Origin of the sequence: Streptomyces sp. NPDC096323 (assembly GCF_040302845.1) — a bacterium.
Taxonomy (GTDB): Bacteria; Actinomycetota; Actinomycetes; order Streptomycetales; family Streptomycetaceae; genus Streptomyces.
In genome coordinates this window covers 427,860-444,654 of the sequence record NZ_JBEOSI010000005.1, presented here as the reverse complement: position 1 = coordinate 444,654, position 16,795 = coordinate 427,860, and the positions used below count along the sequence as shown (strand labels likewise).

Annotated in this window: 13 protein-coding genes; 11 read left to right on the top strand and 2 right to left on the bottom strand. The window is 69.9% G+C overall.

The annotated features are described in order from the left end of the window. The first annotated feature begins 6 nt into the window (after window positions 1-6). From nuoE to recQ, 11 genes are all read left to right on the top strand, one after another. Window positions 7-822 (top strand): NADH-quinone oxidoreductase subunit NuoE, encoded by an 816-nt coding sequence (nuoE, locus tag ABTX18_RS16970; protein WP_352123612.1) that lies wholly within the window; start codon window positions 7-9, stop codon window positions 820-822. Next, on the top strand, window positions 819-2,186 hold the full coding sequence (gene nuoF, locus ABTX18_RS16965; RefSeq protein WP_352123467.1) for an NADH-quinone oxidoreductase subunit NuoF: 1,368 nt from the start codon (window positions 819-821) through the stop codon (window positions 2,184-2,186). The genes nuoE and nuoF overlap by 4 nt, the downstream gene beginning before the upstream one ends. Next, window positions 2,183-4,690, top strand: coding sequence for an NADH-quinone oxidoreductase subunit G (locus ABTX18_RS16960; RefSeq protein ID WP_352123466.1), 2,508 nt, complete (start codon window positions 2,183-2,185; stop codon window positions 4,688-4,690). The genes nuoF and ABTX18_RS16960 overlap by 4 nt, the downstream gene beginning before the upstream one ends. Continuing rightward, window positions 4,687-6,090, top strand: coding sequence for an NADH-quinone oxidoreductase subunit NuoH (gene nuoH, locus ABTX18_RS16955; RefSeq protein ID WP_352123465.1), 1,404 nt, complete (start codon window positions 4,687-4,689; stop codon window positions 6,088-6,090). Before ABTX18_RS16960 ends, nuoH begins: the two co-directional genes overlap by 4 nt. Then, window positions 6,083-6,787, top strand: a complete 705-nt coding sequence (gene nuoI / locus ABTX18_RS16950; RefSeq protein WP_352123464.1) for an NADH-quinone oxidoreductase subunit NuoI — start codon at window positions 6,083-6,085, stop codon at window positions 6,785-6,787. The genes nuoH and nuoI overlap by 8 nt, the downstream gene beginning before the upstream one ends. Next, window positions 6,784-7,614, top strand: a complete 831-nt coding sequence (locus ABTX18_RS16945; RefSeq protein ID WP_352123463.1) for an NADH-quinone oxidoreductase subunit J — start codon at window positions 6,784-6,786, stop codon at window positions 7,612-7,614. The genes nuoI and ABTX18_RS16945 overlap by 4 nt, the downstream gene beginning before the upstream one ends. Then, the gene (gene nuoK / locus ABTX18_RS16940) at window positions 7,611-7,910 is read left to right on the top strand and encodes an NADH-quinone oxidoreductase subunit NuoK (RefSeq protein ID WP_018101339.1); all 300 of its coding nucleotides are present in this window, start codon (window positions 7,611-7,613) and stop codon (window positions 7,908-7,910) included. The genes ABTX18_RS16945 and nuoK overlap by 4 nt, the downstream gene beginning before the upstream one ends. A 14-nt stretch (window positions 7,911-7,924) precedes the next feature. Next, complete coding sequence (gene nuoL / locus ABTX18_RS16935) at window positions 7,925-9,871, top strand: NADH-quinone oxidoreductase subunit L (protein WP_352123462.1); 1,947 nt, start codon at window positions 7,925-7,927, stop codon at window positions 9,869-9,871. A gap of 4 nt (window positions 9,872-9,875) precedes the next feature. Beyond that, on the top strand, window positions 9,876-11,447 hold the full coding sequence (locus ABTX18_RS16930; RefSeq protein WP_352123461.1) for an NADH-quinone oxidoreductase subunit M: 1,572 nt from the start codon (window positions 9,876-9,878) through the stop codon (window positions 11,445-11,447). Continuing rightward, complete coding sequence (nuoN, locus tag ABTX18_RS16925) at window positions 11,444-13,108, top strand: NADH-quinone oxidoreductase subunit NuoN (protein WP_352123460.1); 1,665 nt, start codon at window positions 11,444-11,446, stop codon at window positions 13,106-13,108. The genes ABTX18_RS16930 and nuoN overlap by 4 nt, the downstream gene beginning before the upstream one ends. A gap of 184 nt (window positions 13,109-13,292) precedes the next feature. After that, a complete protein-coding gene (gene recQ / locus ABTX18_RS16920; RefSeq protein WP_352123611.1) occupies window positions 13,293-15,281 on the top strand; it encodes a DNA helicase RecQ in 1,989 nt (662 codons plus the stop codon). A 24-nt stretch (window positions 15,282-15,305) separates the two neighbouring features. On the opposite strand, the gene ABTX18_RS16915 is transcribed toward recQ, so the two are convergent. Further along, complete coding sequence (locus tag ABTX18_RS16915; RefSeq protein WP_352123610.1) at window positions 15,306-15,914, bottom strand: Uma2 family endonuclease; 609 nt, start codon at window positions 15,912-15,914, stop codon at window positions 15,306-15,308. Window positions 15,915-16,140: 226 nt separating this feature from the next. Continuing rightward, on the bottom strand, window positions 16,141-16,776 hold the full coding sequence (locus ABTX18_RS16910) for a GOLPH3/VPS74 family protein (RefSeq protein ID WP_352123609.1): 636 nt from the start codon (window positions 16,774-16,776) through the stop codon (window positions 16,141-16,143). Window positions 16,777-16,795 lie beyond the last annotated feature (19 nt).

Below are 16,795 nucleotides of genomic sequence, written 5' to 3'. Positions count from 1 at the left end.
CTGGGGATGCCGCAGCTCCCCGCCCCCGCCTACCCGGCCGATGTGCGCGCCAGGCTCGAAGCGGATGCGAAGGAGGTGATCGCCCGCTACCCCGACAGCCGCTCCGCGCTGCTGCCGCTGCTGCACCTCGTGCAGTCGCAGGAGGGGTACGTCTCGCGTACGGGCATGGCGTTCTGCGCCGACGTGCTCGGCCTCACCACCGCCGAGGTCACCGCGGTCGCCACCTTCTACACGATGTACCGGCGGAAGCCCAGCGGCGACTACCAGGTCGGCGTCTGCACCAACACGCTCTGCGCGGTGATGGGCGGCGACGCGATCTTCGACCGGCTCAAGGACCACCTCGGCGTCGGCAACGACGAGACGACCGAGGACGGCAAGGTCACCCTCGAGCACATCGAGTGCAACGCGGCCTGCGACTTCGCGCCCGTCGTGATGGTCAACTGGGAGTTCTTCGACAACCAGACGCCCGAGAGCGCGACGCGGCTCGTCGACGACCTGATCGCCGGCCGCACCGTCGAGCCGACCCGCGGCGCGCCGCTCTGCTCGTACAAGGAGACCGCCCGCATCCTGGCCGGCTTCCCCGACGAGCGCCCCGGCGCCGTCGCCGCCTCCGGCGGAGCGGGACACGCCTCGCTCATCGGCCTGAAGCTGGCCAAGGGCGAGGCCGGCCCCCAGCCCCGCGTGGTGGGCCCACGCGGCCAGGCACCGCGCGACGAACCGCAGAAGGGCGCCGAACACCTCAGCTCCCATGACGCGCCACAGCAGACCTCGGCCTCCGACCCGGCCCACCCGGCCGGTCCCGTCGCCGAGGAGGGGGAGTGATGACGTTGGCCGCCGAAATCGACAAGAACGGGACCAGTCCCGAGAAGCTTCTCGCCCCGGTCCTGTCCGCCTTCTGGGACGAGCCGGAATCCTGGACCCTGGAGACCTACCGCCGCCACGAGGGGTACGAGGGGCTGCGCAAGGCGCTGGCCATGTCCCCGGACGACCTCATCGCGTACGTCAAGGACTCCGGTCTGCGCGGCCGCGGCGGCGCCGGCTTCCCCACCGGGATGAAATGGCAGTTCATCCCGCAGGGCGATGGCAAACCGCACTACCTGGTGGTCAACGCCGACGAGTCGGAGCCCGGGACCTGCAAGGACATCCCGCTCCTGTTCGCCAACCCGCACAGCTTGATCGAAGGCATCGTGATCGCCTGCTACGCGATCCGCTCCACGCACGCCTTCATCTACCTGCGCGGCGAAGTCGTCCCCGTACTGCGGCGGTTGCACGAAGCCGTACGCGAGGCGTACGAGGCGGGCTATCTCGGTACGAACATCATGGGCTCCGGACTCGATCTGGAACTCACCGTGCACGCGGGCGCCGGTGCGTACATCTGTGGTGAGGAGACGGCACTCCTCGACTCGCTCGAAGGGCGCCGCGGCCAGCCCCGGCTGCGCCCGCCCTTCCCCGCGGTCGCCGGTCTGTACGCCTGCCCCACTGTGGTGAACAACGTCGAGTCCATCGCCTCGGTTCCCGCGATCCTGAACAAGGGCAAGGACTGGTTCAAGTCCATGGGCAGCGAGAAGTCCCCGGGCTTCACGCTGTACTCGCTCAGCGGACACGTCTCAGGACCCGGCCAGTACGAGGCCCCGCTCGGCATCACGCTGCGCCAGCTCCTCGACATGAGCGGCGGCATGCGCCCCGGCCACCGGCTGAAGTTCTGGACCCCGGGCGGCTCCTCCACCCCCATGTTCACCGAGGAGCACCTCGACGTGCCCCTCGACTACGAGGGCGTCGGCGCCGCCGGATCCATGCTCGGCACCAAGGCGCTCCAGTGCTTCGACGAGACCACCTGCGTCGTGCGGGCCGTCACCCGCTGGACCGAGTTCTACGCCCACGAGTCCTGCGGCAAGTGCACGCCATGCCGTGAGGGCACGTACTGGCTCGTCCAGCTGCTCCGCGACATCGAAGCGGGCAAGGGACAGATGGCCGACATCGACAAGCTGAACGACATCGCCGACAACATCAACGGCAAGTCCTTCTGCGCCCTCGGCGACGGCGCCGCCTCGCCGATCTTCTCCTCGCTGAAGTACTTCCGCGAGGAGTACGAGCAGCACATCACCGGCAAGGGCTGCCCCTTCGATCCCGCCAGGTCGACCGTCTGGGCCGACGACAAGAACGCACCCCAGGGGGTGAACGCATGACAGTCACCACGAGTGCGCCCTCCGGGGGCGGCGAGGCGGCGCTCCCGCCCGAGGACCTGGTCACGCTGACCATCGACGGCATCGAGATCAGCGTGCCCAAGGGCACCCTGGTCATCCGGGCCGCCGAACTCCTCGGCATCGAGATCCCGCGCTTCTGCGACCACCCGCTCCTCGACCCGGCCGGCGCCTGCCGCCAGTGCATCGTCGAGGTCGAGGGCCAGCGCAAGCCGATGGCGTCCTGCACCATCACCTGCACCGACGGCATGGTCGTCAAGTCGCAGATCACCTCGCCGGTCGCCGACAAGGCGCAGCGCGGCGTGATGGAGCTGCTGCTCATCAACCACCCGCTGGACTGTCCGGTCTGCGACAAGGGCGGCGAGTGTCCGCTGCAGAACCAGGCGATGTCGCACGGAGACGCGACCTCCCGCTTCGACGGGAAGAAGCGGACGTACGAGAAGCCCGTCCCGATCTCCACCCAGGTGCTGCTGGACCGTGAGCGGTGTGTGCTCTGCGCGCGCTGCACCCGGTTCTCCAACCAGGTGGCGGGCGACCCGATGATCGAGCTGATCGAGCGCGGTGCGCTCCAGCAGGTCGGCATCGGCGAGGGCGACCCGTTCCAGTCGTACTTCTCCGGCAACACCATCCAGATCTGCCCGGTCGGGGCACTGACCTCGGCGGCGTACCGGTTCCGCTCCCGCCCCTTCGACCTGGTGTCGTCCCCCTCGGTGTGCGAGCACTGCGCCGGCGGCTGCGCCACCCGCACCGACCACCGGCGCGGCAAGGTCATGCGGCGTCTCGCCTCCAACGACCCGGAGGTCAACGAGGAGTGGCTCTGCGACAAGGGCCGCTTCGGCTTCCGCTACGCCCAGCAGCGCGACCGGCTCACCACTCCGCTGGTCCGTAACGAGGCCGGCGAGCTGGAACCGGCGAGCTGGCCCGAGGCGCTGGCCGCCGCGGCCGCCGGACTCTCCGCCGCACGCGGCAGGACCGGCGTCCTCACGGGCGGCCGGCTGACCGTCGAGGACGCGTACGCGTACAGCAAGTTCGCCCGGGTCGCCCTGGACACCAACGACATCGACTTCCGGGCCCGGGTGCACAGCGGCGAGGAGGCAGACTTCCTGGCCTCGCGCGTCGCCGGGCGCGGCCGGGACCTGGACGGCGGCGGTGTCACGTACACCTCGCTGGAGAAGGCCCCGGCCGTGCTGCTGGCCGGGTTCGAGTCCGAGGAGGAGGCGCCCGGCGTCTTCCTGCGGCTGCGCAAGGCCCACCGCAAGCACGGACAGCGCACCTTCGCCGTCGCCTCGCACGCGACGCGCGGCCTCACGAAGGCGGGCGGCACGCTGCTGCCCGCCGCCCCCGGCACCGAGACCGAGTGGCTGGACGCGATCGCGGGCGGTGTCGGCCTCGACGGTGACGGAGCCGCCGCGGCCGAGGCGCTGCGCGGCGACGGCGCCCTGATCGTGGTGGGTGAGCGGCTGGCCGGTGTGCCGGGCGGGCTGACCGCCGCGGTACGGGCGGCGACCGCGACCGGGGCCACCCTGGTGTGGATTCCGCGCCGGGCCGGCGAGCGCGGCGCGGTGGAGGCGGGCGCGCTCCCGTCGCTGCTGCCCGGCGGCCGCCCGGCCACCGACCCGCGGGCCCGGGACGAGGTGGCGTCCGCCTGGGGCGTCGCCGAACTCCCTTCCCGCTTCGGCCGCGACACCGGCCAGATCGTCGAGGCCGCGGCCTCCGGCGAACTGGGCGCGCTGCTCGTCGCCGGGGTCGAGGCCGACGACCTGCCCGATCCGGCCCGGGCCCTGGAGGCCCTGGACCAGGTCGGATTCCTGGTCTCGCTGGAGCTTCGCCCCAGTGAGGTCACCGACCGCGCCGACGTGGTGTTCCCGGTGGCCGCGGTCGCCGAGAAGTCGGGCACCTTCCTCAACTGGGAGGGCAGGGCGAGGATGTTCGAGGCCGCGCTGAAGCCCGAGCAGATGACGCGGACCCCGGCCCCGGGTGATGCGCGGGTGCTGCACATGCTGGCCGACGCGTTGGGCGTCCACTTCGCGCTGCCGGACCTGAAGTCCGTACGCCGCGAACTGGACCGGCTCGGCGGGTGGCAGGGCACGCACGCGGAGGACCCGCGGGCCTCCTCCCAGCCGCTGCCCCGGCCCGGCGACGGCGAGGCGGTCCTCGCGGGCCACCGGATGCTGCTCGACCTGGGCCGGCTGCAGGAGGGCGATACGGCGCTGGCCGGGACGCGGCACGCCGCGGTCGCCCGGCTCTCCGCCGTCACCGCGGCCGAGACCGGCGTCAAGGACGGCGATCTGCTGGCCGTCTCCGGCCCGGCGGGCTCCGTGCGACTGCCGCTCCAGGTCACCGACATGCCGGACCGGGTGGTCTGGGTGCCGCTGAACTCCGTCGGGCGCGGAGTCCCGGCCGGCACGGGCGTCCAGCCGGGCGGCCTCGTCCGGATCGGTGCCGCCGCACCCGGCATTTCCGACGTCACACCGGAGGTGGGGGCGTGAGTGCCTTCGCTCAACTGGCCGCGGGCCCGCACGGCGTCGTGCTCGCCGCCGAGGACCTGTCGATGTTCGGCACCGACCCGTGGTGGCTCGTCGTCATCAAGGCGGTCTTCTGCTTCGCGTTCCTGATGGTGACCGTGCTCTTCTCCATCGTGTGGGAGCGCAAGGTCGTCGCCTGGATGCAGTTGCGCATCGGCCCGAACCGGCACGGTCCCTGGGGCATGCTCCAGTCGCTCGCCGACGGCATCAAGCTGATGCTGAAGGAAGACGTCATCGTCAAGCGGGCGGACAAGGTCGTCTACGTCCTGGCCCCGATCATCGCGGCGATCCCCGCGTTCATGGCGATCGCGGTCATCCCGTTCGGGCCGTCCGGCAACGAGGTCTCGATCTTCGGGCACCGTACGGCGATGCAGCTCACCGACCTGCCGATCGCGATGCTGTACATCCTCGCGGTCGCCTCGGTCGGGATCTACGGCATCGTGCTGGCGGGCTGGTCCTCCGGATCGACGTACCCGCTGCTCGGCGGGCTCCGCTCGTGCGCGCAGATGATCTCCTACGAGATCGCGATGGGCGCCGCGTTCGCCTCGGTCTTCCTCTACTCCGGGTCGATGTCGACCTCGAAGATCGTGGAGGCGCAGGAGGACCGCTGGTTCATCATCCTGCTGCCGGTCTCCTTCATCATCTACATCATCACGATGGTCGGTGAGACCAACCGCGCCCCGTTCGACATGCCGGAGTCCGAGGGCGACCTCGTCGGCGGCTTCAACACCGAGTACTCGTCGATCAAGTTCGCGATGTTCATGCTCGCCGAGTACGTCAACATGGTCACCGTCTCCGCGGTCTCCGTGACCCTGTTCCTGGGCGGCTGGCGGGCCCCGTGGCCGGTCAGCACCTTCTGGGAGGGCGCGAACCACGGCTGGTGGCCCATGCTCTGGTTCGTCATCAAGGTCCAGCTGCTGCTGTTCTTCTTCATCTGGCTGCGCGGCACGCTGCCCCGCGTCCGCTACGACCAGCTGATGAAACTCGGCTGGAAGGTCCTGATCCCGGTCTCCGTCGTCTGGCTGATGATGGTCGCGACCGTGCGGGCCCTGCGCAACGAGGGCTACGACTTCTCGAGGATCCTGCTCTACGTGGCCGGGGCCGTGATCGCGGTCCTGCTGATCTCCTTCGTGGTCGACATCTTCCGCGACAAGAAGGGCCGGGCGGCCGTGGAGGACGCGGGTCCGGAGCCGGCGTTCGACCCGATGGCGGGCGGATTCCCGGTGCCGCCGCTGCCCGGACAGACCCTGCCGCCCGTGCCGAGGCGCAGGCCGCGCCGCGAGCGGGAGCTCGTTGTCAGTGGCGGCATGGATACTCAGAGTGACGAAAATCCGAGTGACGGAAAGGAGGCCGGCGGTGTCTGAACTGCCCGAGTCGCCGGGGTCCAAGAGGCCGGCCAAGTCCACGAAGGCTTCCCGGTCCTCGGGATCTTCGGAATCTTCGCGGTCCTCGGATTCGTCGGAGGACAAGTTCCAGAATCCGGTGGCCGGGTTCGGCGTGACCTTCAAGGCCATGTTCAAGAAGCGGCTGACGGAGCAGTATCCGGAGACGCCGAAGGTGACGGCGCCGCGCTTCCACGGCCGGCACCAGCTCAACCGCCACCCGGACGGGCTGGAGAAGTGCATCGGCTGCGAGCTGTGCGCCTGGGCCTGCCCGGCGGACGCGATCTACGTCGAGGGCGCGGACAACACCGACGAGGAGCGCTACTCCCCGGGGGAGCGCTACGGCCGCGTCTACCAGATCAACTACGCGCGCTGCATCCTGTGCGGACTGTGCATCGAGGCCTGCCCGACCCGGGCGCTGACGATGACCAACGAGTTCGAGCTCGCCAACACCACCCGCGAGAGCCTCATCTACACCAAGGACGAGCTGCTCGCGGGCCTGGAGGAAGGCATGGTCGACAGCCCCCACGCGATCTTCCCCGGCACGGACGAACAGGACTACTACCGGGGCCTGGTGACCGAGGCCGCCCCCGGTACGGAACGCCAGGTCGCCGTCTCCAAGGGCGAGAAGCCGGACGACAGCGAGAGCAACGGCGCCACGCAGGAGGTGGACGCATGACCGGCCTGGCCGCAGCGGCCTCCCAGACGTCGACCGGCGAGGCCTTCCAGTTCTGGGTGCTCGGCACGGTCGCCGTGATCGGCGCCCTGTCCACCGTACTGATGAAGCGGGCGGTGCACAGCGCGCTGAGCCTCGCCGGGACCATGATCATCCTGGCGGTGTTCTACCTCGCCAACGGCGCCTACTTCCTCGGCATCGTCCAGGTCGTCGTCTACACCGGCGCGATCATGATGCTGTTCCTCTTCGTGGTCATGCTCGTCGGCGTCACCGCGGCGGACTCGCTGAAGGAGACCCTCAAGGGCCAGCGCTGGCTGGCCGCCGGATGCGGGCTCGGCTTCGGCGTCCTCCTGATCGCCGGCATCGGCAACGCCTCGCTGAACAGCTTCAACGGGCTCGGCGCCGCCAACGCCGCGCACGGCGGAAACGTGGAGGGGCTCGCCAGCCTCATCTTCACCAAGTACGTCTTCGCCTTCGAGATCACCGGTGCGCTGCTGATCACCGCCACGGTCGGCGCGATGGTGCTCACGCACCGCGAGCGCACCGAACGGGCGAAGAACCAGCGGGAGATGTCCCAGGAGCGCGTGCGCGGCAACCACCTGCCGCCGCTGCCCGCACCCGGTGTCTACGCCCGGCACAACGCCGTGGACATCGCCGGACTCCTCCCGGACGGCACACCGTCCGAACTCACCGTCATGCAGACGCTGCGCAAGCGCGGCCAGATGCGCGATGTGTCCAACGAGTCGCTGGCCGACCTCAAGGCACTGGAGCAGCGCTCCGGTGAGCGGCTCGGCCGGGACACCGCAGAAGAAGAGGAGGTCGCCAAGTGAATCCGGTCAACTACCTCTATCTCGCCGCTCTGCTGTTCACCATCGGCGCGGCCGGGGTCCTGATCAGGCGGAACGCGATCGTGGTGTTCATGTGCGTGGAGCTGATGCTCAACGCCTGCAACCTCGCGTTCGTCACCTTCTCCCGGATGCACGGCAATCTCGACGGCCAGATCATCGCGTTCTTCACGATGGTCGTCGCCGCCGCGGAGGTCGTGGTCGGGCTCGCGATCATCGTGTCGCTGTTCCGTTCCCGCCACTCGGCCTCGGTCGACGACGCCAGCCTGATGAAGCTGTAAGGGGCGCTTGAACTGTGGAGAATCTGATTGCGCTGCTGGTCGCGGCGCCCCTGCTCGGAGCGGCGGTGCTGCTCTGCGGCGGCCGCCGGCTTGACCGCGTGGGCCACTGGCTCGGCACCGCGTTCGCCGCCGCCTCCTTCGTCGTCGCGGTGGTGCTCTTCGCCGACATGCTCGGCAGGAGCGCCGACGACCGCGCGCTGCACCAGATGCTGTTCAGCTGGATTCCGGTCGAGGGCTTCCAGGCCGATGTGGCCTTCCAGCTCGACCAGCTGTCGATGACCTTCGTGCTGCTGATCACCGGTGTGGGCACCCTGATCCACATCTACTCGATCGGCTACATGGAGCACGACGAGCGCCGGCGCCGCTTCTTCGGCTATCTGAACCTGTTCCTCGCGGCGATGCTGATCCTGGTCATCGCCGACAACTACCTGCTGCTGTACGTCGGGTGGGAGGGCGTCGGTCTGGCGTCGTACCTGCTCATCGGCTTCTGGCAGCACAAGCCCAGCGCGGCCACCGCCGCCAAGAAGGCGTTCCTGGTCAACCGGGTCGGCGACATGGGCCTGTCTATCGCGATCATGCTGATGTTCACCACCTTCGGCACCTTCGCCTTCGGCCCCGTCCTGGAAGCCACCGGCGAGACGAGCGAGGGCAAGCTGACGGCGATCGGCCTGATGCTCCTCCTCGCCGCCTGCGGCAAGTCCGCCCAGGTGCCGCTGCAGTCCTGGCTCGGTGACGCGATGGAGGGCCCGACCCCGGTCTCGGCCCTGATCCACGCCGCCACCATGGTGACCGCGGGCGTCTATCTCATCGTCCGCTCCGGCGCGATCTTCAACGGCGCACCGGACGCACAACTGGTCGTCGTGGTCGTCGGAGCCGTCACGCTGCTCTTCGGTGCGATCGTCGGTTGCGCGAAGGACGACATCAAGAAGGCCCTCGCCGGGTCGACGATGTCGCAGATCGGCTACATGATCCTGGCCGCCGGGCTCGGCCCGATCGGCTACGTCTTCGCGATCATGCACCTGGTGACGCACGGCTTCTTCAAGGCCGGGCTCTTCCTCGGCGCCGGTTCGGTCATGCACGGCATGAACGACGAGGTCGACATGAGGCGCTACGGCGGCCTGCGGAAGTACATGCCGGTCACCTTCATCACCTTCGGCCTCGGCTACCTCGCGATCATCGGCTTCCCCGGCCTGTCCGGCTTCTTCTCCAAGGACAAGATCATCGAGGCGGCGTTCGCCAAGGGCGGCACCGAGGGCTGGATCCTCGGAGCTGTCACCCTGCTGGGCGCCGCGATCACCGCGTTCTACATGACGCGCGTGATGCTGATGACGTTCTTCGGCGAGGAGCGCTGGCGCAACGCCCCCACGCCGTCGCCCGCCGAGCCGGACGTGGAGCCCGCCGCCGAGACACGCGGCGAGTACTCCGTGCCGCATCCGCACGAGTCCCCGAAGTCCATGACGATCCCCATGATCATCCTGGCGTTCGGTTCCGTCTTCGCCGGAGGCTTCTTCTCCATCGGCGACCGCTTCCTGCACTGGCTGGAGCCCGTCACCGGCCACAGCCACGGGGACTCCCCGGTCAGCGCGACCACCGTCACGGCCGCCACCATGGTGGTGCTCGTCATCGGTGTCGCGATCGCCTGGGCGATGTACGGACGCAGGCCGGTGCCGGCACTCGCCCCGCGCGGCTCGCTGCTCACCCGGGCGGCCCGCCGCGACCTCCTCCAGGACGACTTCAACCACGTGGTCCTGGTCCGCGGCGGCGAACACCTCACCCGCTCCCTGGTCTACGTCGACCACTCCCTGGTCGACGGCGTCGTCAACGGCACGGCCGCGTCCATGGGCGGGCTCTCCGGCCGGCTGCGCAAACTGCAGAACGGCTACGCCCGCTCCTACGCGGTCTCGATGTTCGGCGGTACGGCGGTTCTCATCGCCGCGACCCTGCTGATGAGGGCGGTCTGATCACATGTCCTTTCCCCTCCTGACAGCGACGGCGGCGCTCCCGGCGATCGGCGCGGTCGCCACCGCCGCCGTCCCGGCGGCCCGGCGCACCGCCGCCAAGTGGCTGGCGCTCGCGTTCTCGCTGGGCACCCTCGTGCTGGCGGGCATCGCTCTCGCCCGCTTCGAGCCCGGCGGCGACCGTTACCAGCTCACCGAATCGCACGCCTGGATCAAGGACTTCGGCGTGCGGTACGAGCTGGGGGTGGACGGCATCGGTCTCGCGCTCATGGCGCTCACGGCCCTGCTGATCCCCTTCGTCATCCTGGCCGGCTGGCACGACGCCGACCCCCTGGAGACGAACTCCTCGCGCTGGCGGCCCACCCAGGGCTTCTTCGCCCTGATCCTGATGGTCGAAGCGATGGTGGTCCTGTCCTTCGTCGCCACCGACGTCTTCCTCTTCTACATCCTGTTCGAAGCCATGCTCATCCCGATGTACTTCCTCATCGGCGGCTTCGGCGACCGGGCCCACTCCGGGACCGACGAGAACGCGGCGGCCCAACGCTCCTACGCCGCCGTCAAGTTCCTCCTCTACAACCTGGTCGGCGGCCTCATCATGCTGGCCGCCGTCATCGGCCTCTACGTGGTGACGGGGACGTTCTCGCTCTCCGAGATCGCCGCGGCCCGGGCCGACGGCTCGCTGACCATGGCGACGAACACCGAGCGCTGGCTCTTCCTCGGGTTCTTCTTCGCCTTCGCGGTGAAGGCCCCGCTGTGGCCGCTGCACACCTGGCTGCCCAACGCCATGGGCGAGGCGACCACCCCGGTCGCCGTGCTGATCACCGCCGTCGTCGACAAGGTCGGCACCTTCGCGATGCTGCGCTTCTGCCTCCAGCTCTTCCCGGAGGCCAGCAAGTGGGCCACGCCCGTCGTCCTCGTGCTGGCGCTGATCAGCATCGTCTACGGGGCGCTGCTCGCCGTCGGCCAGCGTGACATCAAGCGGCTGATCGCCTACGCGTCGATCTCGCACTTCGGCTTCATCATCCTGGGCATCTTCGCGATGACCAGCCAGGGACAGTCGGGCGCGACGCTCTACATGGTCAACCACGGCATCTCGACCGCCGCGCTGATGCTGGTGGCGGGCTTCCTGATCACCCGGCGCGGTTCGCGGCTCATCGCCGACTACGGCGGAGTGCAGAAGGTGGCCCCGGTCCTGGCCGGCACCTTCCTGATCGGGGGCCTCGCCACGCTGTCGCTGCCGGGGCTCGCCCCGTTCGTCAGTGAGTTCCTCGTCCTGGTGGGCGCGTTCGCCGCGTATCCGGCGGTCGGCATCATCGCCACCACCGGGATCGTGCTCGCCGCGATCTACGTCCTCGTCCTCTACCAGCGGACGATGACCGGACCGGTCAAGGCCGAGGTCCAGGGCATGGCGGACCTCAAGGTCCGTGAGCTGGTGGTGGTCGTCCCGCTGATCGCTCTGCTGATCTTCCTGGGCGTCTACCCGAAGCCGCTGACGGAGATCGTCAACCCGGCGGTGCAGCACACCATGTCGGACGTACAGAAGAAGGACCCCCAGCCCGAGGTGGAGGCCGCCAAGTGAGCGCAACAGCTGTCCACAGCCTGTGGACCATGGCGGGCGGGGTGACATCGGCCGCCCCGGAGCAGAAGTTCCAGGCGCCGGTCATCGAGTACACCCAGCTGACGCCGGTCCTGATCGTGATCGGAGTCGCCGTTCTGGGCGTGCTCGCCGAGGCCTTCGTGCCGCGTCGGGCCCGCTACTACACGCAGGTGTTCCTGACCGTCGCCGCACTGGTCGCCGCGTTCGCCGCGGTCATCGGCCTGGCGGCGGCCGGGTACGGCACGACCAAGGCGCACATCGCCGCCATGGGCGCCATCGCCGTCGACGGACCCGCCCTGTTCCTCCAGGGCGTCATCCTGCTGACGTCCCTGGTCGCCGTCTTCACCTTCGCCGAGCGGCGGCTCGATCCCGAATCGCACGGCAGCCGCGTCGACTCGTTCGCCGCGCAGGCCGCCTCGGTCCCCGGCAGCGACAGCGAGAAGGCCGCCGTCAAGGCTGGATTCACCACCACCGAGGTCTTCCCGCTGCTCCTCTTCGCGGTGGCGGGCATGCTGGTCTTCCCGGCGGCCAACGACCTGCTGACGCTCTTCGTGGCCCTGGAAGTCTTCTCGCTCCCGCTCTACCTCCTGTGCGCCGTCGCCCGCCGCAAGCGGCTGATGTCGCAGGAGGCCGCGGTGAAGTACTTCCTGCTCGGCGCCTTCTCCTCGGCGTTCCTGCTCTTCGGCATCGCCCTGCTCTACGGATACGCGGGCTCCGTCTCGTACGCACAGATCGCCACCGTCGTCGACGGGTCCATCCAGCAGATCGACCCGGCGCTCGCCGACACGATGGGCAACGACGTGCTGCTGCTGATCGGCGGCGCGATGATCCTGACCGGTCTGCTCTTCAAGGTCGGCGCCGTCCCGTTCCACATGTGGACCCCGGACGTCTACCAGGGCGCCCCGACCCCGGTCACCGGCTTCATGGCCGCGGCCACGAAGGTCGCCGCGTTCGGAGCGCTGCTGCGCCTGCTGTACGTGGTGCTGCCGGGCCTCACCTGGGACCTGCGCCCGGTCATGTGGGGCATCGCGATCGTCACGATGGTGGGCGGCGCGGTCGTCGCCATCACCCAGACCGACATCAAGCGGCTGCTGGCCTACTCCTCGATCGCGCACGCCGGATTCATCCTCGCCGGTGTGATCGCGGCCACCCCGCAGGGCATCTCCTCGGTCCTGTTCTACCTGGCCACGTACTCCTTCGTGACAGTCGGTGCCTTCGCCGTCGTCACCCTGGTGCGCGACGCGGGCGGTGAGGCGACGCACCTGTCGAAGTGGGCCGGGCTCGGCCGGCGCTCCCCGCTGGTCGCCGCGGTCTTCGCGGTGTTCCTGCTGGCGTTCGCCGGTATCCCGCTCACCTCGGGCTTCTCCGGGAAGTTCGCGGTGTTCAAGGCCGCGGCCGAGGGCGGTGCCAGCGGACTGGTGGTCGTCGGTGTGATCTCCTCGGCGATCGCCGCGTTCTTCTACATCCGCGTCATCGTGCTGATGTTCTTCAGCGAGCCGAAGGCGGACGGCCCCACGGTCGCCGTCCCCTCCCCGCTCACGATGACCACGATCGCGGTCGGAGTCGCGGTCACCCTGGTGCTGGGCCTGGCCCCGCAGTACTTCCTGGACCTGGCGAGCCAGGCGGGAGTGTTCGTGAGGTAACGGACGCACCACTGCTGGACAGCGCCGGACGGGCTTGGAAGTCAAGTCCGTCCGGCGCTGTCGTAGGCGGCGCTTATCGTGGCAGGGGAGAGCGCGGGGACAGAACGGGACGGATGTTCGGGGGAACAGGGCAATGAGCAGGACGGGCGGCACAGGCGTGACGGACATGACCACGGACATGACCATGGACGTGACCGAGAGCGAGGCGCGGCAGACGCTGCACCGCATCTTCGGGTACGAGACGTTCCGCGGCGAGCAGGAAGCCGTCGTCGACCACGTGGTGGCGGGCGGGGACGCCGTCGTGCTCATGCCGACCGGTGGCGGCAAGTCCCTCTGCTACCAGATCCCGGCCCTCGTCAGACGGGGCACGGGCATCGTCGTCTCGCCGCTGATCGCCCTCATGCAGGACCAGGTGGACGCGCTGCGGGCCCTGGGCGTGCGGGCCGGGTTCATCAACTCCACGCAGGACTTCGACGAGCGCCGCTCGATGGAGGCACAGTTCCTCGCGGGCGAGCTCGACCTGCTGTACCTGGCCCCGGAGCGGCTCCGCCTGGACTCCACCCTCGGCCTGCTCTCGCGCGGCGAGATCTCCGTCTTCGCGATCGACGAAGCGCACTGCGTCGCCCAGTGGGGCCACGACTTCCGGCCCGACTACCTCTCCCTGTCCGTGCTGGGCGAGCGCTGGCCCGACATTCCGCGCATCGCCCTGACGGCCACGGCGACCGGCGCCACGCACCGCGAGATCACCCAGCGCCTCGGCATGCCCGACGCCAAGCACTTCGTGGCCGGCTTCGACCGGCCCAACATCCAATACCGCATCGTGGGGAAGTCCGACCCGAAGAAGCAACTGCTGACCTTCCTCAAGGAGGAGCACGCCGGGGACGCGGGCATCGTCTACTGCCTGTCCCGCAACTCCACGGAGAAGACCGCCGAATACCTCTGCCGCAACGGGATCGAGGCCGTGCCGTACCACGCGGGTCTGGACGCCGGGACCCGTGCCGCCCATCAGTCCCGCTTCCTGCGCGAGGAGGGCCTCGTCGTCGTCGCGACGATCGCCTTCGGTATGGGCATCGACAAGCCGGACGTGCGCTTCGTCGCCCACCTCGACCTGCCGAAGTCCGTCGAGGGCTATTACCAGGAGACCGGCCGGGCCGGCCGTGACGGAGCCCCGTCCACGGCCTGGATGGCTTACGGACTCCAGGACGTCGTCCAGCAGCGCAAGCTCATCCAGGGCGGAGAGGGCGACGAGGCCTTCCGCCGGCGTGCCGCCGCGCACCTGGACTCCATGCTGGCGCTCTGCGAGACCGTCCAGTGCCGCCGCGCCCAGCTCCTCACGTACTTCGGCCAGGAGCCCGCCCGGTCCTCGTGCGGCAACTGCGACACCTGCCTGAGCCCGCCCGAGACCTGGGACGGCACGGTCGTCTCGCAGAAGCTGCTGTCGACGGTGGTCCGGCTGCAGCGGGAGCGCGGGCAGAAGTTCGGCGCCGGCCAGATCATCGACATCCTGCTCGGCCGCAAGACCGCGAAGGTGATCCAGTTCGACCACGACCGGCTCTCGGTGTTCGGCATCGGCGAGGAGCTGGCCGAGGCGGAATGGCGGGGCGTGGTCCGGCAGCTTCTGGCCCAGAGCCTGATCGCCGTGGAGGGCGAGTACGGCACGCTGACGCTGACGGAGGAGAGCGGTGCCGTGCTCGGCCGGGAGCGCGAGGTGCTGCTGCGCAAGGAGCCGAAGAAGCCCACGGCGTCCCGCTCCTCCTCGTCGAGGAGCGAGCGCAAGGGCACGGCGGCCGCGGCCGCCGACCTCCCCGAGACGGCCATCCCGGTCTTCGAGGCGCTGCGCGCCTGGCGCGGCGCGCAGGCGAAGGAGCTGGGACTGCCCGCGTATGTGATCTTCCACGACGCGACGCTGCGCGAGATCGCGACGGTGCGTCCGTCGTCGCTCGGCGAGCTGGGCGGGATCAGCGGCCTGGGCGAGAAGAAGCTGGCGACGTACGGGGAGGGGGTGCTGGAGGTGTTGGCGGGGCTCCCGGGGCTCCCGGACGAGGCGGAACCCGCGGCGTCGGCGGAGGCGGCTCAGGCCCCGGCCTCGCCCCCCGCCACCCCGGCCCGGGTGGCGGCTCCGGCCGCCGACGCGGAGTTCGGCTGGGACGAGGAGCCGCCGGAGTTCGAGTGAGGCGGGGGCGAGCGTGCGGCGGATCTACTGCGGGTCCGCCGCCCGGCGCCGCGAGACGATCGCGGTGAGGTCGAGGTCGACGGGGAAGGGCGCGGAGACCTTCATCCGGTCGTGGAAGATGCCGGTGGAGGTGTATGCCCCGGTCGCAGGCTCCAGCTCGAAGACGTAGACGACCGCGCGGCCGTCCTGGTTCTCCACCCGCCAGTAGTGCGGAATCCTCGCCCGCGCGTACTTCACGGGCTTGGTCTCCCGGTCACGTGTGACGGAATCGTCGGACACGACCTCGATCGCCAGCAACACGTGCTCCGCAGGGAATCGCGTCTGCTGCAGACTCTCGACCGTGTCCGCGCGGACGACGACCACATCGGGCTCGGGCCGGTTCGACCGGTCGATATCAATCGTGAAACGGGCCACGGACTCCAGACCGGGCGGCGCCGAGGACAACAGTTGTCCACTGAAGAGGCTGACGGCCCGGGAATGGAAAACGGTCTGAGGGCACGCGAACACCAGACTGCTGTCGATTAGCTCCGTGTGCGGAGGCAGATTCGGCAGCGTGTCCAGGTCATCGGCGGTCCAACCGCCCTCGGGCGGAACCGCCCACTGCGGCTCGGATGCCTCGTGTTCCACGCCCACGCTCATCAGTGCTCCCGTGACTCCTCCGCGCCCTGAGAGGCGGGGCTTCTCGCTATGCCGTGTTGGCGTGGCGACGGACCAGCCCGGCCCGTAGGACGTTGAGTGCCCCGACCTCGTCGGCGTGGGCCTGGCGGTCGCAGTCGAACTTCCCGTGCATCCGCAAGGAACTGGTTCAGGCCTGCCAAAACGTGTCAACGCGTCAAGCGCCAATGCTGTCACCCCGGCGTTACGCCCCGCCTGCCCCATCGTGAACCGGTCGGCCGGCCCCGGACCGCTCCGGTGCGTCCCGGCGGACGTTGCGGTACACCGCGTAGGCGGGCCACCGCTCATGGACCAGTGACCGCATCACCGAACGGGACGTCAGTCCGGCGCCGGGTACCTGCCGGTCGAGGCCGGCCGCCGCCACGAGCGCGGCCAGTGCACGGCTGCGGTGGTCCGGGAGGCCGGCGCGCTCGGCCGCCGCGTACCGATCCCGGACGTGGGCCGCGTAGCTCCGCGGTCCCGCCGGGTGGCGGTGGCAGGGCACCAGGCCGAGGAAGCGGCGGGTCTCCCGGAGCAGCACACCGCGCTGCACCGCGGCCTCCAGATACATGTCCCCGGCCGGCTGTCCGGCGCACCGGACCCAGCCCTGGGCCGCGACGCCCGAGCGGCCCTTGCCCGGCGGTGGCAGGCTGCGCATCAGCGCGGCCACGAGCGGGTCCGGCGGCTCCAGCGGGTTGACCACCTGGATCTCGCCGCGTTGCCCGGTGACCCGTCCCTGCAGCTCCAGTTCGGCCGGGGCCGCCCCGGCCAGCGCGTACTCGAGGATCCGGTTGCGGCAGTACGGGGTGCCGCGCTGCGGGTCCAGCGCGAGCAGCAGCAGTTCCTCGGGCAGCGCCGGG